Genomic DNA, 23846 nt, shown 5'->3' on the forward strand with positions numbered 1-23846 from the left:
TCATCTATCCATGTATAAATGCTGTTACACATTGGCCCATCTCTGGAGACTCAGCGCATGCGTTACGCGCTCGATCATAAGGCCCAAACCCATCAACGTATCGTCAAGGAAGCGTCCATGCGCTTTCGTCGCGATGGCATTGGTGCTACGGGCCTACAACCTTTGATGAAGGCACTGGGCTTGACCCATGGCGGTTTCTACGCGCATTTCAAATCCAAGGATGATCTTGTTGAACAGGCATTGAGTCACGCCCTCGACAATGTAAAAGGAATCACCAGCGACGTTTTCGCCAGACAGGACTCGCTCAGTGAATTCATTGATCTCTACCTCTCTATAGACAGTCGCGATTCGCCAGACGGCGGTTGTCCACTACCGACCATGTGCCTGGAACTGGGTCAGCGCGACCAGCCCAGCGCAACAACGGATAAAATCATTCTTCACTTGCTGGAACTGTTCGATCAGTCTCTGGCGCAGAAGGGTGCTGAATCCAAGAGCCTGCCGGTGCTGTCTACCTTGGTAGGCGGCCTGGTACTCGCCCGCAGTGCTTTTAACGAAGAATTGTCGCAGCGCATTCTGGACACGACCCGGGACTATCTCAAACAGGAGATAAAGAAGAGCGCCAACTGACTTATCGAAAACAGAACGTTATCAAGATCCGTTCTCGATAAAGCGTGCATAAACAGACAGGCCGATCATTGATCGGCCTGTTTTTTTAATGGATAGAGCGAGGCTTAATCAATTGCCAGCTTCTCGCGATTCCTCTCCAGAATAGCCTTGCCAATGCCCTTTACTTCGATCAATTCATCGACGGAGGTAAACTCGCCATTGGCGTCCCGGTAAGCAACGATGGCATCGGCCTTGTTTTTTCCTATACCCGCCAGTTCTTTCTGAAGCATTTGCGCATCAGCGGTATTGAGATTGACCTTATCGTTACGTTGCTCGTGAACGGCGGCGGGCGCTGCGTTTTCCATGGTGGCGGGCGACACGGCGGAGGAAGACGGTGCCGCAGTGGCGTTGACCGCAACCGAGGCACTGGTAAGCAAGGCAAAGATCAAAGCACTGAAGATACGGGTTCGCATAGATAAGGCTCCATAACAGTTAAAGGCAGCATTTCACATGCTGTGCCTGAAACTTAGAGCACTGCTGCCGCCTGGAAAAGAAGTCGAGCGTTGCTGTCTATGTCCAGATCAATCAACGTATGTCTGCCGTTGCCGGGCACTCGGTAATCGTTGATCAAATCACGGTTCGCCGCTGCGTTCCTGATACATCCAGTCAACGATTTCACCTTCCGGTGCATACCCGTTTACGGTTTCTCGCAGCAATTGACGCACGCTGTTGTAATCGTCGCGATCCACCGCATCCAGCAGTTTTACAAGACGGCCCTTCAAGACATCCCACTGCAGGAAATCTTCATTCGCACTCATGATCATCGGGTGCTCGGTGGCAACGACGTTGTCCCCGATCAACAGCTCTTCATAGAGCTTTTCACCAGGACGCAGCCCGGTGAATTCGATGGAGATATCTCCCTGCGGGTTTTTTTCGGAGCGAATGGACAGACCGGACAGGTGGATCATTTTCTCGGCCAGTTCGACAATCTTGACCGGCTCGCCCATGTCCAGAACGAACACATCCCCACCATGCCCCATGGAACCCGCCTGAATGACCAGCTGCGCGGCCTCGGGGATGGTCATGAAGTAACGGGTGATCTTGGGATGCGTCACCGTCAACGGTCCGCCTGACTGGATCTGCTTGTGAAACAGCGGAATAACCGAACCGGACGACCCGAGCACATTGCCGAAACGAACCATTGTGAAGCGCGTCTTGTTGACCTGATAAACGTTGGCCTTGTCACCGAATATCACCGGCGCGGTCTCGCGACTCAGCGCCTGCAGTATCAGTTCGGCAAGGCGCTTGGTGCTGCCCATCACGTTGGTCGGGCGCACTGCCTTGTCGGTGGAAATCAGAACGAAGTTGGAAACACCCGCCTGCAACGCCGCCTGTGCGGTATTGAGCGTACCGACGACGTTATTGATGACTCCCTCGGCAATATTGTGCTCGACCATAGGGACATGCTTGTAGGCTGCAGCGTGATAGACCGTGTCGACCTTCCAGGTTTTCATGATCGACAGCAGCTTGGGGTGATTGCGTACCGACCCGAGTATGGGCAGCAACTTGACCGAGAGAGACTCGCGAGCCGCTCGCTGCTCAAGCTCGGTAAGAATGCTGTAGAGGTTGAACTCGCTGTGGTCGAGCAACAGCAACTGGGTGGGCTGCAACAGTAATATCTGTCGGCACAACTCTGAGCCGATCGAGCCGCCTGCGCCGGTTACCAGCACCGTTTTGCCCTTTATGCAGTGCTCAAGCAGGTTGTCTCGGGCCGGAACTGCATCGCGTCCCAGAAGGTCCGCGATATCGACTTCCTGAAGATCGTCTACCTTGACCCTGCCAGCGGCAAGGTCCATGAAGCCGGGAACGCTTCGTACGTGGAGCGGAAAGCCTTCCAGAAAGCCCAGAATTTCCCGGCGACGCCCGCGCGATGAAGACGGGATCGCCAACAGGATTTCCTGAGCACCAGTGGAATCTATCATTCGCTGGATATTTCGGGGCTTGTAGACCTGAAGGCCGGAAATCACCCGATTGGAAATCGATTCGTCATCGTCAATGAACGCCACCGGATGCATAAGGCGTCCCATGCGCAAGGCAGCAACCAATTGGTTTCCTGCCGCGCCAGCGCCGTAAATGGCGACCTTCTGCAGACCGTTGTCACTCTTGGCAAAGGGTACGTGTTGCGCTGCGGCGAACCAGTCGCCGAGAAAATACTGCCGCATGGCCAGGCGCAGGCCGCCGATCATCACCATGCTCAGCCACCAGTAGTTGAAGATGACCGAGCGCGGCACCAATTGCTGGTGATTGCTGTAAACGTAGACCATGCAACCGAGGATCAGAGAGGACATCGTGACGGCCTTGATGATCGCAATCAGGGCGTCGTTGCCGAAATAGCGCATCACCGCGCGGTACATGCCAAAACGAATGAACAATGGGATAGCAGCCAGCGGCGCACTGATGAAAAGCCAGGTATGTTTTTCCAGAGGATTGATCAACTCATCAATTCCCAAGCGCACGACAAACGACATCCACAGCGCGAGCCAGACAAGAAGAACGTCAGCAGCGACCTGAATTATTCGCTTTTTGCGGCGTGGTAGAGCCAGCAAACTGGCCCGCAACCTGCTCATCAATTGTTTAATGCTCCGTTATGATACCGGCTGAACCATCACCTCATACCAGTATCTGTGAAACAGCTACGAGCCTGAGACAACCAGAAAACCGCTTCGTTACCTGATTTCCGCCTCACCGGCGCGGAACCTTAGCGCCAGAAAAACAAGGGGGATGTACGCAATTACCGTCCATATCAGCCCTTCGCCATCGCCCAGTGCCACCCACATCGCAATAGGTAACAACCAGACCAGATTGATCAGCCCCACAGCCAGCGTGACCGGCGAATGCCTGCCGTAATGACGTGACGCGAACTGATAAGCATGGCTGCGATGGGCCTCATAGAGCTTTTCCTTGCGCAACAGACGCCGGACAAGCGTTACCGTGGCGTCGACAATAAACACACCCAGCAGAATCAGCCAGGACCAGAGTAACTGAGGCGAGGCCCAGGAACCCTGAATGGATAGCACACCGAGCACTATTCCGAGAAATCCGCTGCCTGCATCGCCCATGAATATCTTCGCCGGCGGAAAATTCCAATAAAGGAAACCGGCAACGGCGGCAGCCAGCAAAAGCACCTCCCACGACAGCCCGACATAGTCACCGAGCGCATAAATGATGCTCATGCCCAGGCACACCGTAACTGCCTCGATACCAGCGATCCCGTCAATACCGTCCATGAAGTTATAAAGATTCAACATCCATACCAGGTAGAACGCCGCGAGTACCTGGCCGACTGCACCAGGGGTGAATGTCCACCCCATGATGTCAACCGGAGCGAGCCCGTCCAGCCAGAACAACGCCCAGGCAGCGGCAAAAAAATGCCCCAGCAGGCGCCATCGTGCGGCGATGTGCCCATGATCGTCCATGAAACCGATCACGGCGACCAGCCCTCCCGAGCCGACGATTGCAGCAAGAGCCGATGCAGATAGCCCCCCCGCCCAAGCCAGAACTGCCATCGCCATGACAAAGGTAACGACGATAGAAACGCCACCGCCCCTGGGTGTAGGTGTGGAATGTGAGCTGCGGGCATTTGGAACGTCGATCAAACTTCTGGCGAGGGCATACTTGCGCAGCAACGCCGTCAGAAGCAGAGACACAAAGGCAATAGCAATGACTGACAGCCACTCAATCATGTTTGTCGTGTTCCAGATAATATCGAGCAGTATCCTGCATAGCGTGTTCAATACTCACAGGTGGATGCCAGTCCAGCATCGTACAGGTTTTACTGATATCGACCTGCAGCGAGCTGCATAACCGTTGTGAAAAGGCTTTCTTGCCAAGCAATGCAGCAGCGCTTTTCAACAGCCCTGCAGGCACCGGCAGCAAGCGTGCCGGTTTTCCGAGGGCCTTGCCCATTTCACGCAGAAGTCGGGTAGTGGACAGATCGTCCCCGTCACTGACCAGAAATGTCTGGTCACCTGCAGCAGGATGATCGACGCAGACCATGGCCAGATCAGCCAGATTATCCACCGCCACCAAGCTTCGACGATTGTTGATGGACCCGAGCGGAAGCGGCAGCCCCTTGTCGAGCCAGCGCATCATGCTCTTGAAGTTGGCCTTGACCCCCGGGCCATAGACCAGAACCGGACGAATAATCACAACCTGCATACCGGATCGGGCAGAAAGCTCGCGTAGCCCCTCCTCGGCCTTCTGCTTGGAAACACCATAAGCGTCCAGTGGATTACAGGGATCGTCGGCTCTGAACGGCGCACCGAGATGGGTGAACTCGCCGTTGGCCTTGATGGAGCTGAGGAAGATAAAGCGCCTGACCCCCGCTGCTGCAGCTTGCTCGGCAAGATTCAGCGTCGCAGTGACATTGGCGCGAAAGTATTCCTGATCCGGCTCGTCAGCAGTCTCATTGAGTACATGGACCCGGGCAGCACAATGAATAACTACATGCGCCCCGGCCACAAGATCAGACCATTGGTTATCCGGGGCCAGAGACTCTGCGCTGACAACATTGATGCGTTCTGAAGAGCAGCTATAGGCCCCTCGCACCGCGACCCGAACAGAATGACCGGTATGCTCAATCAATCGGCGCACCACAGCACTGCCCACGAAACCTGTCGCACCTGTTATTGCAACCAATGCAACATCACCGCTCATGCAAGAACGCCCTTCCAAATTAGCCAAATATTCCGTATATGACGCTTTTTGACAACTGAAATATCTTCAATTCATTTTATAACTTTCCAGCTGGCGTAAGAACCCTTTTCGGCAACGCACCTGAATCAACTGTATAAATCCCTGCATCAGTGCCCTCCGGCCTTCAGTGTGGGCCAGAGGTGATTTACACTAAACCGGGTCAGGTGCACACCTTGAAAATTCAATTACCCCCCAACCATAACTAGCACGCTCGCCCCTCAAGGAATAAGCAGTTCCACGGTTCTTTTTTCAAGCGAGTATTTACGACCCAGAATATTCCCCAGCATCTTTTTCGCAGTTGCCTCGCCATGCACCAGTCGAATCTGCGCAGGCCACTCTTTCATGCCGGTCACGAAACTGACAAGTCCTGCCTGATCCGCATGGGCGGAGTAACCTTTGGCAGTATGAACCTCTGCGTGGATATCAAAGCGTTCACGATCCAGTTCGACATAGCCACCCAAAGGACCATGCATCTGGATGGCTGCACCGGGTGTGCCCTTGCCCTGATAGCCGACAAACACCACGTTATGCCTGGCATCGCCCAACATGGCTTTCAGGTAATTGACAATTCTGCCGCCGACGCACATGCCGTTGCCGGCAATCACGATGGCCGGACGCGCAGTGCTGGTCAGGTAGTTGACGGTACGCAGGTGCTCCTCATGCGTATCGACGGTGATCAGCTGCTCGAAACCCAGCGGCTTTCTGCCAGCGTCAAGCCTTAGCCGGGCATCCTCATCACAATAGTCTTCGAATGCCTGATAAACCTTCGTGAACCGGCTCGCCAGAGGTGAGTCAAGAATGATCGGCAATCTCGACCAATCGGCAGGCGGTACTTCACCTCCAGCCGGGAGCGCACTGTTTTCGACAGAGTGATTCAACGGCATTTTGCGCCGCAGAATGTCCTCCAGCTCGTAGAGCAATTCCTGAGTACGGCCGATGCTGAACGCAGGTATCAGAACGGTGCCGTTATCTTCGAGTGCCTTGTCAATGATCTGCTCAAGTGCTTGCTGGCGAATGCTGCGATCCTCGTGAAGGCGATCACCGTAAGTGCTTTCCAGAATCAGAACATCCGCGCGTTCCGGGGGCTTGGGGGCTGGCAGAAACGGTGTGTGACTTGCGCCGAGATCACCGGAGAACACTACACGCAGGGAACGCCCTTGCGCAGGGTAATGCAGATCGCACTCGATATAGGCAGAACCGAGTATATGTCCGGCACGCTGCAGACGAACCCGGCAGTGCAATTTTTCGTGTTCGACCAGACTGAACCAGTTATCGAATGGCAGCGCGATGATTCTCTTGTTGATGAGCTCCAGGTAACGCTGTATTTGTTCGGGGTCATGCGCAAACTCGATCTTCAGAATATCTTCCATGACCAGTGGCAGCAGATGGGCGCTGGGCTCGCTGCACAGTATGGGTCCCTTGTAGCCAGAGGCCAGCAACTCGGGGATACGCCCGACATGGTCATTGTGCACATGGGTGACCAGCAGCGCTCTGATGGTCTCGGGATCGAACCCGAACGAGGCGGCACGCTCACCGCGCTCCTGCACCGAGCCGCAGTCGATCAACAGGTTGCTCGAGACGTCCATACACAATTGATGACAGGAACCGGTTACCGTATCGACAGCACCGTGATGAATGATTTCCGGATAAGACATGCAGTTACCTTTTCTTGCCAGCCTGTACTTGATGTTTGCAACATCCGGCATCGGATCTGAACAGTAAGTTTCGGCGCATTCTGCACGTGAAAGGCTTATTTTCAAGACTTGACACAAAGCTGTCAGGACAGCAGCAATCGGCGCTGCTAAAGAAGATAACCGGCTACCCCTTTAGAATGGGCACCTGAATTAAAAAAGAGATTAATCCTACACACTGAAGTAACTACTCTTCGTACAACAGAAGAATAAACTGACAGAATTATAAGTCCGATTTTTGAAGAATACCGACGATAAGCGTGAAGCACATGCCAGCCTCGAAACGCCGCATGCCATTCGATGGGGTGCAAGGGCGTGGAGAATACGCATATTACGTCGCCAGAAATGCCTTCGGCGACGCCTGATCAGCGCTGCTCAAACGGAGCGAGGGGAAGGCGTACGTTTTTTGCGAAGACTGGATATCCATGTCAGCACCGGACCGATAACCATGCCCAGCAGCAGAGCCAGGACAACTGGCAATGCCAACGGAAGCTGAGGCGCTGACCAGCCGAAAAAAGTTACCGCGACAGATTGCCGGTTTTCAAGCACGAACACGGTTGTTGCCAAAACAGCAAGCAACACGGCGACGATCAAAATGACTCGTTTGAAGATACGCATCTGGTGATCCTGTGGTAAATGGCTTCAAAAGCCCTCTTCTTCATCCTCATTGACCCGATCCCGCAACTCTTTGCCCGGTTTGAAATGCGGGACAAACTTGCCGTCGAGACTAACCGACTGGCCGGTCTTCGGGTTGCGCCCTACTCGCGGTGCACGGTAATGCAGTGAAAAGCTGCCAAAACCCCGAATTTCGATTCGGTCACCGGTCGCCAGGCACTGGGACATTTGTTCAAGCATGGTCTTGATGGCCAGCTCGACATCCTTGGATGAGAGCAGCCCTTGATGGGTGACAATTCGTTCGATCAACTCCGACTTCGTCATATTTTTCCCTTCTTTTTCAAGCAGCTAGATCAGCGCTTGGAAGGTTTTAGCATGACCGGATGAATTTGAACAGCCCATCTATTGACTTATGTTCAATACTGTCTACCAGGCATGAAAAGATTACACCCACATTACAGGCGAGACGTATCGGAAGGGAGCTGGAGCATTCGAAGAATAGAGACGGCCTGAGAGGCCACTGAGGACATTTGGCAGCCTGGGCAGTGCCTGTGCAGACATTCCTGAAACAAGAACCTGTAAGGCCTTAGCAGCAGAAATAAAAAAGGACGACCGAAGTCGTCCTTTTTGTGGTCAAGCAGAACTTAGTTCTGTTTTTCCATTTGCGCGCGCAGCAGGTCACCAATGGTGGTAGGACCAGTGCTTTCAGCGACTTCAGGCTTGCTACGCAGGCTCTGAATGGCTTCTTTCTCGTCTTCAACGTCTTTCGACTTGATGGACAAGCTGATTACGCGGCTCTTGCGGTCAACGCTGATGATCTTGGCTTCGATCTCTTCGCCTTCTTTCAGAACGTTACGCGCGTCTTCAACGCGGTCACGGCTGATTTCAGAGGCTTTGAGGGTCGCTTCGATGTCGTCGGCCAGGGTGATGATGGCGCCTTTGGCGTCAACTTCTTTAACGATACCGCGAACGATAGCGCCCTTGTCATTGACAGTGACGTACTCGGAGAACGGATCGCTTTCCAGCTGCTTGATACCCAGCGAGATGCGCTCACGCTCAGGATCAACAGACAGGATCACGGTGTCGAGCTCGTCGCCCTTCTTGAAGCGACGTACGGCTTCTTCGCCCACTTCGTTCCAGGAGATATCGGACAGGTGAACCAGGCCGTCGATGCCGCCGTCCAGACCAATGAAGATACCGAAATCGGTGATCGACTTGATGGTGCCGGAGATTTTATCGCCCTTGTTGAACTGGCCAGAGAAATCTTCCCATGGGTTGGATTTGCACTGTTTGATGCCGAGGGAGATACGACGACGCTCTTCGTCGATGTCCAGAACCATGACTTCCACTTCGTCGCCAACCTGAACGACTTTCGAAGGGTGGATGTTCTTGTTGGTCCAGTCCATTTCGGAAACGTGTACCAGGCCTTCCACGCCTTCTTCCAGCTCTGCGAAGCAGCCGTAGTCGGTCAGGTTGGTAACACGCGCGGTAACGCGGGTGCTTTCCGGGTAGCGAGCCTTGATAGCAACCCATGGATCTTCACCCAGTTGCTTCAGACCCAGGGAAACACGATTGCGCTCGCGATCGTACTTCAGGACCTTTACATCGATCTCATCGCCAACGTTGACGATTTCCGATGGATGTTTGATGCGCTTCCAGGCCATGTCGGTGATGTGCAGCAGGCCATCGACGCCACCCAGATCGACGAATGCGCCGTAATCGGTGAGGTTCTTGACGATACCCTTGACCTGTTGGCCTTCCTGCAGGGACTCGAGAAGAGCTTCGCGCTCGGCACTGTTCTCGGCTTCCAGGACACTGCGACGGGAAACGACAACGTTGTTGCGCTTCTGGTCCAGCTTGATGACCTTGAACTCGAGCTCTTTGCCTTCCAGGTGAGTCGTGTCACGCACAGGGCGGACGTCAACCAGAGAACCAGGCAGGAACGCACGGATGCCGTTAACGTCGACAGTGAAGCCGCCTTTAACCTTACCGTTGATAACGCCCTTGACCACTTCTTCAGCTGCGAAAGCCGCTTCCAGAACGATCCAGCACTCGGCACGCTTGGCTTTTTCGCGGGACAGCTTGGTTTCGCCAAAGCCATCTTCGACCGCGTCCAGCGCAACGTGAACTTCATCGCCGATCTTGATGGTCAGCTCGCCAGCGTCGTTGTGGAACTGTTCCAGCGGGATGAGGCCTTCAGATTTCAGACCGGCGTGAACCGTAACCCAACCTGCCTGGTAGTCGATATCCACGATGATAGCGGTGATGATCGAACCAGCCTGAAGGTTGAGGGTCTTTAGGCTTTCTTCAAAAAGTTCTGCAAAGCTTTCGCTCATTTTAATTCCTGTTGATCAAGGGCGAAGAATACGCCCATCTGCCACGTTCCAGACAACGTGGGTTTCGTTCAAGTAAAAGAAAGCCTGCGGGACTATGACTGGTCTCCCACACGCTTCTTCGTCATCCGGCGATACCGCGAAGCGCGATTTCGCTCAGAATGCGTTCCAGCACCTGCTCGATGGACAATTCAGTGGAATCCAGCTGTATGGCGTCGTGCGCCGGCTTCAGCGGGGCTACCGCTCGCTGGGTGTCACGCTCGTCGCGTGCACATATCTCATCTAGCAGACTCGACAGACTAACATCATCGCCCTTGGCCTTCAACTGCAAGTAACGCCTGCGCGCACGCTCCTCGGCACTGGCAGTGAGGAATATCTTCAGTGGTGCATCCGGGAACACCACGGTGCCCATGTCTCGACCATCTGCAACAAGGCCCGGCTCCTCCTGAAAAGCGCGCTGGCGCAACAGCAAGGCGTCGCGCACCGCCGGCAGCGAAGCCACCTGCGACGCGCCGCTGCCTACCTGCTCGTTGCGAATGGCATGGGTGACATCCTCGCCTTCCAGAATGATGCGCTGCCCCTGCCCTGCCGCAGTCGCTTCGAACTGCACATCCAAATGAGCGGCCAGAAGCTTGAGCGCCTCTTCATTGGTCAGGTCGACGCCATGATTACGCGCGGCAAAAGCCAGAAGACGATACAGCGCACCGGAATCAAGCAGGCACCAGCCGAGTTTTCTGGCCAGCAACCCGGCTACAGTGCCCTTTCCGGAACCGCTGGGTCCGTCGATGGTGATAACGGGAGCTTTGATTTTCACTTTTTGTCCTCTTGCGCTACACGCATGCCAACCTGAGCGCACAGCGCCAGAAAATGGGGAAACGATGCGGCGGCATCCGCGCACGCTTGAATACGGATGGGCGCCGAAGCCCTCAACGATGCAACGCGAAACGCCATGACGATACGCTGATCGCTGCGAGCATCAACCTCGCCGCCACCTGGCACACCGCCTTCGATAATAATGCCATCCAGCACAGGCTCGGCCTCGATACCCAGAGCCAGCAGACCATCGGCCATCAGCCTGACGCACTCTGACTCGTCGGCTTGCAGCGCCTGTGCGCCGCGCAGAATGGTACGCCCTTCTGCACACGCTGCGGCAACAAGCAGCACCGGAAATGTATTGATCGCCAATGGCACCAGCGCTTCAGGAATATCAGCCCCTTTCAGCCGGGCGGAGCGGACATGCAGGCCTGCGAGCGTCCCGCTCGCCAGTTTGCGGATATTTTGCAGCACGATGTCGCCGCCCATCAGGCGCAGGATATCGATCGCCCCCTCACCAAGGGAACTGACCGGAACGTCCTCGAGCAGCAAGTCGCACCCTTCGCTGATCGACGTTGCCACCATGAACAGCACCGCAGACATGACATCCACCGGCCCTTTGATGTGGTGGCTCACGCCATCCGTAGGCCCGCCGCGAACCTCACGATGGTCGCCAGACGCTGTATCGACCCGGGCACGACTGGCCAGAATTCTGCCGAAGTGCTCCCTGGCTGCGCGAGCGCGGGTGAACACATCCTTCAGTTGTGCGCCATCGCCAGCGTCTACCGCATCGCGCAAGGCATCGAGATCCGTACGAAAGCTGTCCAGCGTGCGCAGTACTGCTTGCCGATTGGCCATGAAGATGTCGTGCCACATGGTCGGATCGCTGCCTGCAATACGCGTGAAATCACGGAAACCGCCAGCGGCATACCTGAATATGTCCAGGTTTTCATTACGCTTGGCCAGTGAGTCGACCAGACCGAATGCCAGCAAATGCGGCAGATGGCTGGTTGCAGCCAACACCTCATCGTGACGCTCGACCTGCATGTGCTCGACATCGGCGCCCAAGACAGACCACAACCGGTCGACAATCGCCACCGCTTGAGGATCGGTCTCAGCCAGCGGGGTCAGAATGACTTTATGACGCCTGAACAGCGCCGCGTTGGATGCTTCAACGCCGCTCTGCTCGGACCCGGCAATCGGATGCCCGGGCACAAAACGTGTCGGCATATGGCCGAATGCCTGGCGCGCAGCGCTGACCACGTTGCCTTTGGCACTGCCGACATCGGTGAGAATTGCGTTACCCAGATCCAGCGGCGCAAGCAGCGCGAGGAGCTTTTCCATAGCCAGAATCGGCACCGCCAACTGAATCACGTCGGCACCATGACAGGCCACGGCAAGATCGGCCTCACAGCGATCCACTACCCCCAGTTCGACAGCCAGCTTTCGCGACTGCGGATCAAGATCGACGCCGACGACTTCGCGACACAGGCCGCTTTCGCGCACGCCCTTGGCAAAGGAGCCGCCGATCAGCCCAAGCCCCACGACCACCAGACGACCGATCAACGGCCGGGCCGGTTGTTCAGAAATTACATCAACCACGCGAACACACCTGACAGCCCGACAAGACAACAAACAAACGGATCATGCACAACGCCCTCAAAGAACCGCTTTCGGGTAGGAACCCAGCACCTTCAAGGCAACGGCTTCACTGCTGATTTTTTCCAGCACGGCCTTGACCAGCGGGTCCTGGTGATGGCCGACAAAGTCGATGAAAAACACGTAAGTCCACTTGCCACTGCGCGACGGGCGGGTTTCGATGCGTGTCAGGTCCAGACCGCTCTCGTGAAACGGCACCAGCAGCTCGTGCAGCGCACCCGGCTTATTGCTCATCGACACAATGATCGAGGTCTTGTCATCGCCGGTCGGCGGGACTTCCTGGTTGCCGATGATGAGGAAGCGCGTGGAGTTGTCCGGGCGATCTTCGATCTTTTCCGCAAGACGCGTCAGACCATACAGGCCTGCCGCCATATCGCCAGCGATAGCCGCCGAATTCCACTCGCCCTTGACCCGCTTGGCGGCTTCGGCGTTGCTGGCAACGGCCACACGTTCGACATTCGGGTAATGAGCATCGAGCCATTTGCGGCACTGGGCCAGCGACTGAGCGTGGGAATAGATGCGCGTGATGCTTTGCGTCTTGGTGCTTTCGCCCACCAGCAAATGGTGGTGGATACGCAGCTCGACTTCGCCACAGATGACCATGTCGTGTTCAAGAAAGCTGTCGAGCGTGTGGTTGACCGCGCCTTCGGTGGAGTTTTCCACCGGGACCACGCCAAAATTCACGGCACCGGCAACCACTTCACGAAACACTTCGTCAATCGCAGCCATCGGCAGACTGATGACTGCATGCCCGAAATGCTTCATCGCGGCGGCCTGGGTAAACGTACCCTCAGGGCCGAGATAGGCGACCTTGAGCGGCTGTTCAAGCGCGAGGCAGGAAGACATGATTTCGCGGAACAGCCGCGCCATCTCTTCGTTGCTCAACGGACCACGATTGCGTTCCATGACTCGCCGAAGCACTGCAGCTTCGCGCTCCGGGCGATAGAACACAGGCACTTCACCTTCGGCCAGCGAGGACATCTTGACCCTGGCCACTTCCTGGGCACAGCGGGCACGCTCGCTGATCAGCTCCAGAACTTTCTCATCGAGGCTGTCGATACGGACGCGAAGCGCCTTGAGTTCTTGCTCGGACATCAGCCGTGCTCCTTCTCGAAGTCTTTCATGTAGGCCACCAACGCGTTGATAGCGTTGATATCGATTGCGTTGTAGATGGATGCACGCATGCCGCCCACCGAGCGATGGCCCTTGAGGTTGAGCAGACCGTTTGCATCGGCACCGGCCAGGAACGGCTTGTCGAGACGATCGTCAGCCAGACGGAACGGCACGTTCATCCACGAACGATCGGGCTTGTTGATCGGGTTGCTGTACAGCTCGCTGGCGTCGATAAAGTCATACAGCGTGCGCTGTTTGATTTCGTTGCGCTTGCCGATTGCCTCTACACCGCCCTGCTCTTTGAGCCATTCGAAGACCAGCCCCGACAGGTACCAGGCCAGGGTCGGCGGCGTGTTGTACATCGAGCCATTGTCGGCAGCGACTTTGTAGTCGAGCATGGTCGGGCACAGCGAACGTGCGCGGCCCAGCAGGTCTTCACGAATGATCACCACCACGATGCCGCTGGGGCCGATGTTCTTCTGGGCGCCAGCGTAGATCATGCCGAAACGCGAGATGTCCACCGGGCGCGAGAGGATGTCCGAAGACATGTCGGCAACCAGCGGCACGTCGCCGGTTTCGGGAATCCAGTTGAATTCCAGACCACCAATGGTTTCGTTTGGCGCGTAGTGAACGTAGGCAGCATCCTTGGACAGCTTCCACTCGTTCTGACCGGGAATGGCAAAGTAGTCGTAAGGCTTGGCGCTGGCGGCGACGTTGACCGTGCCGTAGCGCGATGCCTCGTCGATAGCCTTCTGCGACCAGATGCCGGTATCGATGTAGTCGGCCTTGCCGTTTTCCGGCAGCAGGTTCAGCGCAATCTGCGCGAACTGCTGGCTCGCGCCGCCTTGCAGGAACAGCACTTTGTAATTGGAGGGGATGGACAGCAGATCGCGCAGATCCTGCTCGGCCTTGGTGGCAATGGAGACGAACTCGTCACTGCGGTGGCTCATTTCCATGACGGAAAGGCCTTTGCCGTGCCAGTCGAGGAGTTCCGCCTGGGCACGCAGCAGAACAGCTTCAGGAAGCGCAGCAGGACCTGCGCAGAAGTTAAAGGCTCGCTTGCTCATATCCACTCTCGTCAAATACGTTGGGTCTGTACGCGCTTGTTTCTGGTTGCTTGCCACGAGCAGACAGACGCCGCAGCGACTGGCAGCTCCTTGCTGAAATTCTGATCCGGCTGCAGGGCTGGCCGAATGCCGCAAGGGCTGGACTTGCCTGGAATGCACATGCACTCACAGACGAGCCAGCCCTTACCTGATTTACGTTACAGCTTAGTTCTGCGGTTCGTCTTCATCTGGCGCAGCGTCCGCTTGCAGGTCTTCACCGGCATCGTCCACTTCCACTTCAGCGGCATCGACGATCACGCCGTCAATAACCTCTTCACCTTCAAGCTCTTCGCCTTCGACTTCCGACGGCTCCTGAACACGCTCCAGACCGACCAGTTTCTCGTCGCTGGCCAGCTTGATCAGGGTCACGCCCTGAGTGTTACGGCCCAGACTGGACACTTCGCCCACCCGGGTACGCACCAGCGTGCCCTGATCGGAAATCAGCATGATTTCTTCGCCATCAAGCACCTGAACTGCGCCAACCAGACGGCCGTTACGCTCATTGCTGACCATGGCGATGACACCCTGACCACCACGCTTGTACTCGGGGAACTCGGAAATGGCCGTACGCTTGCCGTAGCCGCGCTCGGAAGCGGTGAGGATCTGGCTGCCTTCTTCCGGGATCAGCATCGAAATGAGCTTTTGCCCTTCTGGCAGACGCATGCCACGCACGCCACGAGCGGTACGCCCCATGGCGCGCACATCGGATTCCTTGAAGCGGGTCACTTTGCCGCCATCGGAGAACAGCATGATTTCCTGTTCGCCATCGGTAATGGCAGCGGAGATCAGGATGTCGCCCTCGTCCAGCTCAAGGGCAATGAGGCCCGAGCTGCGTTGACGGCTGAATGCAACCAGCGGGGTCTTCTTGACTGTACCGTTGGCGGTGGACATGAAGATGAACGGAGCCTTCTTCTTGTCGGCGGCCTTGATACGGACCTTGCGCTCTTCTTCGGTCTCGCTGCTGTTTTCCGCGTCGTCCAGCTCGCCCTCAAGGGCTTCGCCTTCTTCGTCGGCACGCTTGCGCATGGCTTCGAGGTCAACCGGCAGCATGGTGGTGATGTATTCGCCGTCGCTCAGCGGCAACAGGTTGACCAACGGACGACCACGGGCAGCGCGGGACGCTTCCGGGATCTCATAGGTCTTGAGCCAGTACACCTTGCCCTTGCTGGAGAACATCAGCAGCGTGGTGTGGCTGTTGGCGACCAGCAGGTGAGCAATGTAATCCTCATCCTTGATGCCGGTGGCCGACTTGCCCTTGCCGCCACGACGCTGAGCCTGATAGACCGCCAATGGCTGGGTCTTGGCATAGCCGCCATGGGAGATGGTGACCACACGCTCTTCTTCGGTGATCAGGTCACCCAGGGTCAGGTCCAGACGTGCATCGAGAATCTCGGTACGACGGGCATCGCCGTACTCGGAGCGGATCACTTCCAGCTCTTCGCGGATCACTTCCATCAGGCGCGTTGCGCTGTTGAGGATGCGGATCAGCTCGCCGATCTGGTTAAGGATTTCCTGGTACTCGCCCAGCAGCTTCTCGTGTTCCAGACCGGTCAGGCGATGCAGACGCAGTTCCAGAATGGCCTGAGCCTGTTCCGGTGACAGGAAATACTTGCCTTCACGCAGACCGTATTGCGGGTCCAGGTTCTCAGGGCGGCACGAATCGGCACCTGCACGCTCGACCATTTCGACCACTGCGCTTGATTCCCAAGGCGTCTTGATCAACGCTTCCTTGGCTTCTGCAGGTGTCGGAGAGGCCTTGATGAGGGCGATGACCGGGTCGATGTTGGACAACGCAACAGCCTGACCTTCAAGGATATGGCCACGCTCACGCGCCTTGCGCAGCTCGAATACGGTACGGCGGGTAACCACTTCGCGACGGTGACGAACAAAGGCTTCCAGCAGGTCCTTGAGGTTCAGGATGCGTGGACGGCCGTCAATCAGGGCAACGATGTTGATACCGAAAACGCTTTGCAGCTGGGTTTGGGCATAAAGGTTGTTGAGAACAACCTCTGGCACTTCGCCACGACGCAGCTCGATGACCACGCGCATACCGTCCTTGTCGGACTCGTCGCGCAGCTCGGTAATGCCTTCGAGTTTCTTTTCCTTGACCAGCTCGGCGATCTTCTCGATCAGACGTGCCTTGTTCAGCTGGTAAGGCAGCTCGGTGATGACGATCTGCTGACGTCCGCCGACCTTGTCGATGTCTTCGACGATGGAGCGGGCACGCATGTAAATGCGTCCACGACCCGTGCGATAGGCTTCGATGATACCCGCACGGCCGTTGATGATCGCCGCTGTCGGGAAATCCGGGCCGGGGATGTACTGCATCAGTTCGTCGACCGTCAACTCTGGGTTGTCGATCAGTGCCAGGCAACCATCGATGACTTCACCGAGGTTGTGCGGCGGAATGTTGGTCGCCATGCCCACGGCGATACCGCTGGAACCGTTGACCAGCAGGTTGGGAATACGGGTCGGCATGACCGCGGGGATCATTTCGGTGCCGTCGTAGTTCGGCACCCAGTCCACGGTTTCCTTGTGCAGGTCGGCCAGCAGCTCGTGCGCCAGCTTGGTCATGCGCACTTCGGTGTATCGCATGGCCGCAGCGTTGTCGCCATCGACCGAACCGAAGTTGCCCTGACCGTCTACCAGCAGGTAGCGCAGCGAGAATGGCTGAGCCATACGAACGATGGTGTCGTACACGGCCGTATCGCCGTGCGGGTGATACTTACCGATCACGTCACCAACCACACGGGCGGATTTCTTGTACGGCTTGTTCCAGTCGTTACCCAGCTCGCTCATTGCGAACAACACGCGCCGGTGCACGGGCTTCAAGCCGTCGCGCGCATCGGGCAGTGCTCGACCGACGATTACGCTCATCGCGTAGTCGAGGTAGGACTGCTTCAGCTCGTCTTCGATATTGACCGGGAGGATTTCTTTGGCCAGTTCGCCCATGAGAAGCCTGATTCCTTTTTCTGGTGAAACCTCGCAAACCCATTCGGGGTATACGAAGCTCGCCGCTGCCAGCATGTGCAGGGCAGCGACTTACGACAAATCAACGAGTTATGCCATGAATCTACGCAGCGTGGGCGACTACAATCAGTGTCCCCGATAACCTCCGGATATTACCACAATCGCCGAGGCGCTCACATCCTTTGCAGGCGCTGAAAACGAGCCACCGGCGTGCAAGACGCCTGAGAAACGCTTACAGGCCCGCCCAGCCGCATTGCACAGCGGCAACGGCTCGAGCCCGACCGCATCAGTGAAGGTGTTTACGGCTCATCAATTGCGCCATCCGGGCTGTATCGGGACGCTCGACAATGCCCTTCTCGGTCACAATCGCATCGATCAGGTCTGCCGGTGTCACATCGAACACCGGATTGAAGGCCTCGACCTGTGCACCGACCCGCTGACCGCCCACTTCAAGCAGCTCACGGCCGTCGCGCTCTTCAATGATGATGTCGTCGCCGCTGGCCATCTCCATATCGATGGTCGAACTCGGTGCCACCACCATGAAGCGCACCCCGTGGTGCATCGCGGCTACGGCAAGCTGATAGGTGCCGATCTTGTTCGCAACATCGCCATTGGCGGTGATGCGATCAGCCCCGACGATGACCCAGGTAATGCCCTTGGTACGCATCAGGTGCGCAGCGGCGGAGTCTGCATTCAGGGTGACCGGGATGCCTTCATTGGCCAGCTCCCAGGCGGTAAGCCGCGACCCCTGCAGCCAGGGCCGGGTTTCATCGGCATAGACCCGCTCGATCATGCCTTCCAGATGCGCTGCGCGGATCACGCCCAGCGCAGTCCCGAACCCACCGGTGGCCAGCGCTCCGGTATTGCAGTGGGTGAGCACCGTCTGCAAGTTGCCTTGATGCCTGCGGATCAGGTCGGCGCCCAGTTGCGCCATGGTCAGATTGGCCTCGCGATCACTCAAGTGAATCGCCACGGCTTCTGCCTCAAGGGCCACGAGCGGATCGTCACCGTCCTTCACACGCATCAGACGATCACGCATCCGGTTCAGCGCCCAGAACAGGTTCACGGCGGTCGGGCGTGAGTCGGCCAGCAACTGCATGTCTTCTTCCAGCGCCGGATACCAGTCTTCGCCTTGGGCAATGCGCGCACGTGCGCCCAGCACCGCACCGTAGGCGGCACTGATACCGATGGCCGGTGCCCCGCGCACGACCATCGTGCGAATCGCCTCGGCGACTCCCTCGGCGGTGGTATAGCGGTGCCAGACTTCCTCGAACGGCAGTACCCGCTGGTCCAGCAGGTACAGAGCGTCGTCTCGCCAATCGATGGCCTTAACTTTCTCTGCAGCCAACAGTCGATCGCGCATCGCCAACTCCATCTTGAACATCCGAAACCCAGCATCAAAAGCCGCTGATTATAGCGAGCCGCCTGCGAAGACGCTCGGGTATACTTCGCCATCAACGTAATAAACGATGGAAACCTTCTCATGCCGAACGCTACAGCACCGCTCGACCTTTTGCTCCTGCCCGCCTGGCTGGTGCCGGTCGAGCCCGCAGGCGTGGTGCTCAAGGACCACGGTATCGGCGTGCGCGACGGCTGTATCGTCTATATAGGGCCGCGGACCGAGGCATTGAGGCAAAACGCAGTGCAGGTGCAGGAGCTTCCCGGCATGCTGCTCAGCCCAGGCCTGATCAACGCCCACGGTCATGCAGCCATGACACTGTTTCGCGGGCTGGCCGATGACCTGCCACTGATGACCTGGCTGCAGGACCATATCTGGCCCGCCGAAGGCAAATGGGTCAACGAAGACTTCGTTCGCGATGGCACCGACCTGGCCATCGCCGAGCAGCTCAAGGGCGGCATCACCTGCTTCTCGGACATGTATTTCTACCCCAAGGTGGCTGCCGAGCGCGTCCACGCCAGCGGCATGCGCGCGCAGATCACCGTTCCGGTACTGGATTTCCCGATTCCGGGGGCTCACACAACGGATGAAGCACTGCACAACGGTATCGAGCTATTCAACGACCTCGCCCATCATCCACGCATCAAGATCGCCTTTGGCCCGCATGCGCCCTACACCGTGGGCGACGAGAATCTGGAGAAGGTCCGGGTTATCGCCGATGAACTGGACGCCATGATTCAGATGCATGTCCATGAGACCGCATTCGAAGTCGAACAGGCTGTCGAACAGCGCCAGGAGCGCCCTCTCGCCCGCTTGAATCGGCTGGGCATGCTCGGCCCGCGCTTCCAGGCCGTGCACATGACACAGATCAACGACGACGATCTGGCCCTGCTGGTGGAAAGCAATACCAGCGTGATTCATTGCCCAGAATCCAATCTCAAGCTGGCCAGCGGTTTCTGCCCGGTCGAACGGCTGTGGCAGGCCGGAGTGAATGTTGCGGTGGGCACCGACGGTGCCGCCAGCAACAATGACCTGGACCTGCTCGGCGAAACCCGCACCGCCGCCTTGCTGGCCAAGGCTGTTGCCGGTTCGGCCACAGCACTGGATGCACACCGTGCGCTGCGCATGGCGACGCTGAATGGCGCTCGCGCCCTGGGTATTCAGGCAGAGACCGGCTCGCTGGAGATCGGCAAGGCGGCAGACATGGTCGCTTTCGACCTGTCGGGCCTGGCCCAGCAACCGATCTACGACCCGGTGTCGCAGCTTATATATGCCACTGGCCGCGATTGCGTAAGCCATGTCTGGGTGGCCGGCAAGCAATTGCTCGACGCTCGCCGGCTGACTCGCATGGATGAACCCGCACTGCGCGACACCGCGATTGCGTGGGGCCAGCGTATTTCCGGTAAAGCCGAATAATTCGATTCGGACCGAACACATGCCAGTCAGGCTTATCTATAAGCCTGACTGATGAAAAAGAATTTTGAGTTCAAGAGGGACACCCATGAGCAACGTCGACCGCGCAGAAATCGCTAAATTCGAGGCCTTGGCCCATCGCTGGTGGGACCGCGAAAGCGAATTCAAGCCGCTGCATGACATCAATCCGCTGCGCGTCAACTGGATCGACGAGCGTGTCGGCCTGGCAGGCAAGAAGGTGCTCGACGTCGGCTGCGGCGGCGGCATTCTCAGCGAGGCGATGGCCCTGCGCGGCGCAACGGTCACCGGCATCGACATGGGCGAAGCGCCGCTGGCCGTCGCACAACTGCATCAGCTTGAATCAGGCGTCAGCGTCGAGTATCGGCAGATCACCGCCGAGGACATGGCCGAAGAGATGCCCGAGCAGTTCGATGTGGTGACGTGCCTGGAAATGCTTGAGCACGTACCGGACCCATCGTCGGTGATCCGCGCCTGCTATCGCATGGTCAAGCCGGGCGGTCAGGTGTTTTTCTCGACCATCAACCGCAACCCGAAAGCTTATCTGTTCGCCGTGGTCGGTGCCGAATACATCCTCAACCTGCTGCCACGCGGGACCCACGACTTCAAAAAATTCATCCGCCCTTCCGAACTGGGTGCCTGGAGCCGCGATGCAGGCTTGCAGGTCAAGGACATCATCGGTCTGACCTACAATCCGCTGACCAAGCATTACAAGCTGGCCTCCGACGTCGACGTCAACTACATGATCCAGACTCTGCGGGAGGCGTGAGACATGCGTTTGAGAGCGGTTTTATTCGACATGGACGGCACCCTGCTCGACACCGCACCGGACTTCATCGCCATTGCTCAGGCGATGCTGGCCGACCGCGGCCTTCCCCCCGTACCGGACAAACTGATCCGCGATGAAGTTTCAGGTGGCGCCAGGGCCATGGTGGCAGCGACCTTCGCGATGTCGCCGCAAGCGCCGCAATTCGAAGCATTGCGCCTCGAGTTCCTGGAGCGCTATCAGCGTGACTGCGCCGTCCACAGCAGACTGTTCGATGGCATGGGCGAGTTGCTGGTCGACATCGAGAAGGCCGGCCTGATCTGGGGCGTGGTGACAAACAAGCCGGTGCGCTTCGCTCAGCCGATAATGGAACAGCTCGGCCTGGCCGAACGCTCCGCCGTACTGATCTGCCCGGACCACGTCACGCACAGCAAGCCACACCCCGAGCCGATGATTCTGGCCTGCAAGATGCTCGACCTCGACCCGGCCAGCGTCCTGTTCGTAGGCGACGATCTGCGCGACATTGAGTCCGGTCGCGACGCAGGCACCAAGACTGCTGCCGTGCGCTACGGCTACATCCACCCCGACGACAATCCTGACCACTGGGGTGCCGACGTGGTGGTCGATCATCCGCTGGAACTGCGCAAGGTGCTGGATAACGCACTGTGCAGATGCTGAACGAGGTTTTACATGTTTGACTACTCCGCGCACCCGGAACTGCTCAAGGGCCGGATCATTCTGGTCACCGGTGCCGCTCGCGGCATCGGTGCTGCAGCCGCAAAAACCTACGCAGCGCATGGCGCGACTGTTCTGCTGCTGGGCAGAACTGAAGCCAGCCTGGCTCAGGTCCATGACGAGATACAGGCAGCAGGTCATCTGCTGCCGTTGGTCATACCCTTCAACCTGGAAAGCACCGACCCCGCGCAGTATCACGACCTGGCGACCATGATCGAGCGCAAAGTCGGCCGTCTTGACGGGCTGCTGCACAACGCCTCGATCATCGGACCGCGCACTTCAGTGGAACACCTGCCAGGCGAAGACTTCATGCAGGTCATGCACGTCAACGTCAATGCCACCTTCATGCTCACCCAGGCATTGCTGCCACTGCTTCGGCGCTCGACTGATGCATCGGTGGCCTTCACTTCCAGCAGCGTTGGTCGCAAAGGCCGCGCGCAATGGGGCGCGTACGGGGTATCGAAATTTGCTACCGAAGGCCTGATGCAAACTCTCGCCGACGAGCTTGAAGGCGTCACCAGTGTGCGGGCCAACAGCATCAACCCGGGCGCTACCCGCACCGGTATGCGTGCGCAGGCCTACCCTGACGAAAACCCGCAGAACAATCCCGCGCCCGAAGACATCATGCCGGTCTACCTGTACTTGATGGGACCGGACAGTAAGGGCATAAACGGGCAGGCGCTGAATGCTCAGTGAGCAAAAATAACCAGACATTGCCGTGACGGAAAACTGTCACGGCAGGCGTTTTTAGCGGCATTTTAAGTCAAGGAATTGCCGACTCGCCCTCACTGTCAGAGAGATGGCGTCAGCTAAACCACTGATTTTAATAAGTCCGGGCAAAAATGAACCGAATGGCACGACATCCCCTCTAACCCAGCCAAGCCAGCAATATGTGCTGAGGAGCGAAGAGATGAATTTTCCTACCCAGACCCATGCAATCGATTTCGATACGGCTGAACTGCAACGCCTGGGTTTTCGAAATCGACCCGACGCCATACTTCCACCCCCGTCACTGCCCGAGCTGGTTTATCAGCTTGGGCGACAATTGCAGACCAGCCTGGAAGCCGAGCGGATACTGACCCTGTTTTTTCAGGGTGTGCAACGGTTCCTGCCATTGAGTGGTCTGGCCTATCGACATATCGAAAGCGACCTGAATCTGCGTCTGGGCGAGATGTCATCCGACAGCGCCACCTTTCACCTGCGTCACGAGGGCAAGTGCATCGGTGAGCTGGAGTTTCAAGGCGCCAAGCCATTTGATACCCGGCAGCTGAGCGACCTTGAATCGCTGCTGGTCTGTCTGGTGTACCCGCTGCTGAACGCCCTGCTGTATCGCATTGCGACACAGACGGCGTTGCGCGACCCTTTGACCAGTACCGGTAACCGTATCGCAATGGATCAGGGCCTGGCTCGCGAGATAGAGATATCGCGTCGTCACAAGCAACCGCTTTCATTGCTGATGCTGGATATCGATCATTTCAAGAAAGTGAACGATGAGTACGGCCATCATACTGGCGATGATGTACTGAAAACCGTTGCGCAAAGCCTGAAAGCGCAACTGCGCAATATCGATCGTGTGTTCCGCTATGGCGGTGAAGAGTTCGTGGTGATTCTTTCCAACACCGGAGCCAGTTCGGCTGAACTGATCGGCGAACGCCTGCGTCAGGCCGTGCGGAACCTCGAGTTTCGCGAGCTTGACCCAGCCCTGACCATGACCGTCAGCCTGGGATGCTCAACACTGCTGCCGGCAGAAACCGCCGACAGCCTGCTGCGCAGGGCCGACAACGCCCTGTATGTTGCTAAACGCGAAGGTCGCAACCGTCTTGCCATGGCCAGCTAGCACTCTTTCCTGCCTTT

20 protein-coding genes are annotated in these 23846 nt (G+C 57.4%); 6 read left to right on the forward strand and 14 right to left on the reverse strand.

Features of this window, described 5'->3' with window-relative positions:
- Positions 1-57 precede the first annotated feature (57 nt).
- Complete coding sequence (locus AC4ANK_RS19945; protein WP_460384710.1) at positions 58-627, forward strand: TetR/AcrR family transcriptional regulator; 570 nt, start codon at positions 58-60, stop codon at positions 625-627.
- Positions 628-731: 104 nt separating this feature from the next.
- On the opposite strand, the gene AC4ANK_RS19950 is transcribed toward AC4ANK_RS19945, so the two are convergent.
- From AC4ANK_RS19950 to mtnA, 14 genes are all read right to left on the reverse strand, one after another.
- Positions 732-1079 (reverse strand): ComEA family DNA-binding protein, encoded by a 348-nt coding sequence (locus AC4ANK_RS19950; RefSeq protein WP_002554556.1) that lies wholly within the window; start codon positions 1077-1079, stop codon positions 732-734.
- A gap of 159 nt (positions 1080-1238) precedes the next feature.
- Complete coding sequence (locus AC4ANK_RS19955; protein ID WP_004665954.1) at positions 1239-3233, reverse strand: polysaccharide biosynthesis protein; 1995 nt, start codon at positions 3231-3233, stop codon at positions 1239-1241.
- Positions 3234-3332: 99 nt separating this feature from the next.
- Complete coding sequence (locus tag AC4ANK_RS19960) at positions 3333-4349, reverse strand: MraY family glycosyltransferase (RefSeq protein ID WP_031597146.1); 1017 nt, start codon at positions 4347-4349, stop codon at positions 3333-3335.
- On the reverse strand, positions 4342-5322 hold the full coding sequence (locus AC4ANK_RS19965) for a UDP-glucose 4-epimerase family protein (protein WP_002554558.1): 981 nt from the start codon (positions 5320-5322) through the stop codon (positions 4342-4344). Before AC4ANK_RS19965 ends, AC4ANK_RS19960 begins: the two co-directional genes overlap by 8 nt.
- 257 nt (positions 5323-5579) lie before the next feature.
- Positions 5580-7016 (reverse strand): MBL fold metallo-hydrolase, encoded by a 1437-nt coding sequence (locus AC4ANK_RS19970; RefSeq protein ID WP_460384707.1) that lies wholly within the window; start codon positions 7014-7016, stop codon positions 5580-5582.
- A 411-nt stretch (positions 7017-7427) separates the two neighbouring features.
- On the reverse strand, positions 7428-7670 hold the full coding sequence (locus AC4ANK_RS19975; protein ID WP_002554560.1) for a lipopolysaccharide assembly protein LapA domain-containing protein: 243 nt from the start codon (positions 7668-7670) through the stop codon (positions 7428-7430).
- A 24-nt stretch (positions 7671-7694) separates the two neighbouring features.
- Entirely contained in the window at positions 7695-7991 is a 297-nt protein-coding gene (ihfB, locus tag AC4ANK_RS19980; RefSeq protein WP_002554561.1) for an integration host factor subunit beta, read from the reverse strand.
- Positions 7992-8311: 320 nt separating this feature from the next.
- Positions 8312-10003 (reverse strand): 30S ribosomal protein S1, encoded by a 1692-nt coding sequence (gene rpsA, locus AC4ANK_RS19985; protein WP_002554562.1) that lies wholly within the window; start codon positions 10001-10003, stop codon positions 8312-8314.
- Positions 10004-10124: 121 nt separating this feature from the next.
- Positions 10125-10814 (reverse strand): (d)CMP kinase, encoded by a 690-nt coding sequence (gene cmk, locus AC4ANK_RS19990; RefSeq protein WP_002554563.1) that lies wholly within the window; start codon positions 10812-10814, stop codon positions 10125-10127.
- The gene (locus AC4ANK_RS19995) at positions 10811-12415 is read right to left on the reverse strand and encodes a prephenate dehydrogenase/arogenate dehydrogenase family protein (RefSeq protein WP_460384703.1); all 1605 of its coding nucleotides are present in this window, start codon (positions 12413-12415) and stop codon (positions 10811-10813) included. The genes cmk and AC4ANK_RS19995 overlap by 4 nt, the downstream gene beginning before the upstream one ends.
- A gap of 57 nt (positions 12416-12472) precedes the next feature.
- Complete coding sequence (gene pheA / locus AC4ANK_RS20000; protein WP_002554565.1) at positions 12473-13567, reverse strand: prephenate dehydratase; 1095 nt, start codon at positions 13565-13567, stop codon at positions 12473-12475.
- Positions 13567-14652 (reverse strand): 3-phosphoserine/phosphohydroxythreonine transaminase, encoded by a 1086-nt coding sequence (serC, locus tag AC4ANK_RS20005; protein WP_002554566.1) that lies wholly within the window; start codon positions 14650-14652, stop codon positions 13567-13569. Before serC ends, pheA begins: the two co-directional genes overlap by 1 nt.
- 204 nt (positions 14653-14856) lie before the next feature.
- Positions 14857-17643 (reverse strand): DNA gyrase subunit A, encoded by a 2787-nt coding sequence (gyrA, locus tag AC4ANK_RS20010; protein ID WP_002554567.1) that lies wholly within the window; start codon positions 17641-17643, stop codon positions 14857-14859.
- 304 nt (positions 17644-17947) lie between these two features.
- A complete protein-coding gene (gene mtnA / locus AC4ANK_RS20015; RefSeq protein WP_002554568.1) occupies positions 17948-19024 on the reverse strand; it encodes an S-methyl-5-thioribose-1-phosphate isomerase in 1077 nt (358 codons plus the stop codon).
- A 120-nt stretch (positions 19025-19144) separates the two neighbouring features.
- Here mtnA and AC4ANK_RS20020 point away from each other — a divergent pair, with 120 nt between their 5' ends.
- The 5 genes from AC4ANK_RS20020 (at position 19145) to AC4ANK_RS20040 (ending at position 23829) form a co-directional block, all read left to right on the forward strand.
- Positions 19145-20476 carry a TRZ/ATZ family hydrolase gene (locus tag AC4ANK_RS20020; protein ID WP_002554569.1) on the forward strand — a complete coding sequence of 444 codons (1332 nt, stop codon included), beginning with the start codon at positions 19145-19147 and terminating at the stop codon, positions 20474-20476.
- Between the two features lie 85 nt (positions 20477-20561).
- Positions 20562-21260, forward strand: a complete 699-nt coding sequence (gene ubiG / locus AC4ANK_RS20025) for a bifunctional 2-polyprenyl-6-hydroxyphenol methylase/3-demethylubiquinol 3-O-methyltransferase UbiG (protein ID WP_002554570.1) — start codon at positions 20562-20564, stop codon at positions 21258-21260.
- Positions 21261-21263: 3 nt separating this feature from the next.
- Entirely contained in the window at positions 21264-21935 is a 672-nt protein-coding gene (mupP, locus tag AC4ANK_RS20030) for an N-acetylmuramic acid 6-phosphate phosphatase MupP (protein ID WP_002554571.1), read from the forward strand.
- Between the two features lie 12 nt (positions 21936-21947).
- Positions 21948-22688 (forward strand): YciK family oxidoreductase, encoded by a 741-nt coding sequence (locus tag AC4ANK_RS20035; RefSeq protein ID WP_002554572.1) that lies wholly within the window; start codon positions 21948-21950, stop codon positions 22686-22688.
- A gap of 214 nt (positions 22689-22902) precedes the next feature.
- Entirely contained in the window at positions 22903-23829 is a 927-nt protein-coding gene (locus AC4ANK_RS20040) for a GGDEF domain-containing protein (protein WP_002554573.1), read from the forward strand.
- Positions 23830-23846: the final 17 nt, after the last annotated feature.

Source organism: Pseudomonas sp. Pmew2 (assembly GCF_058129885.1).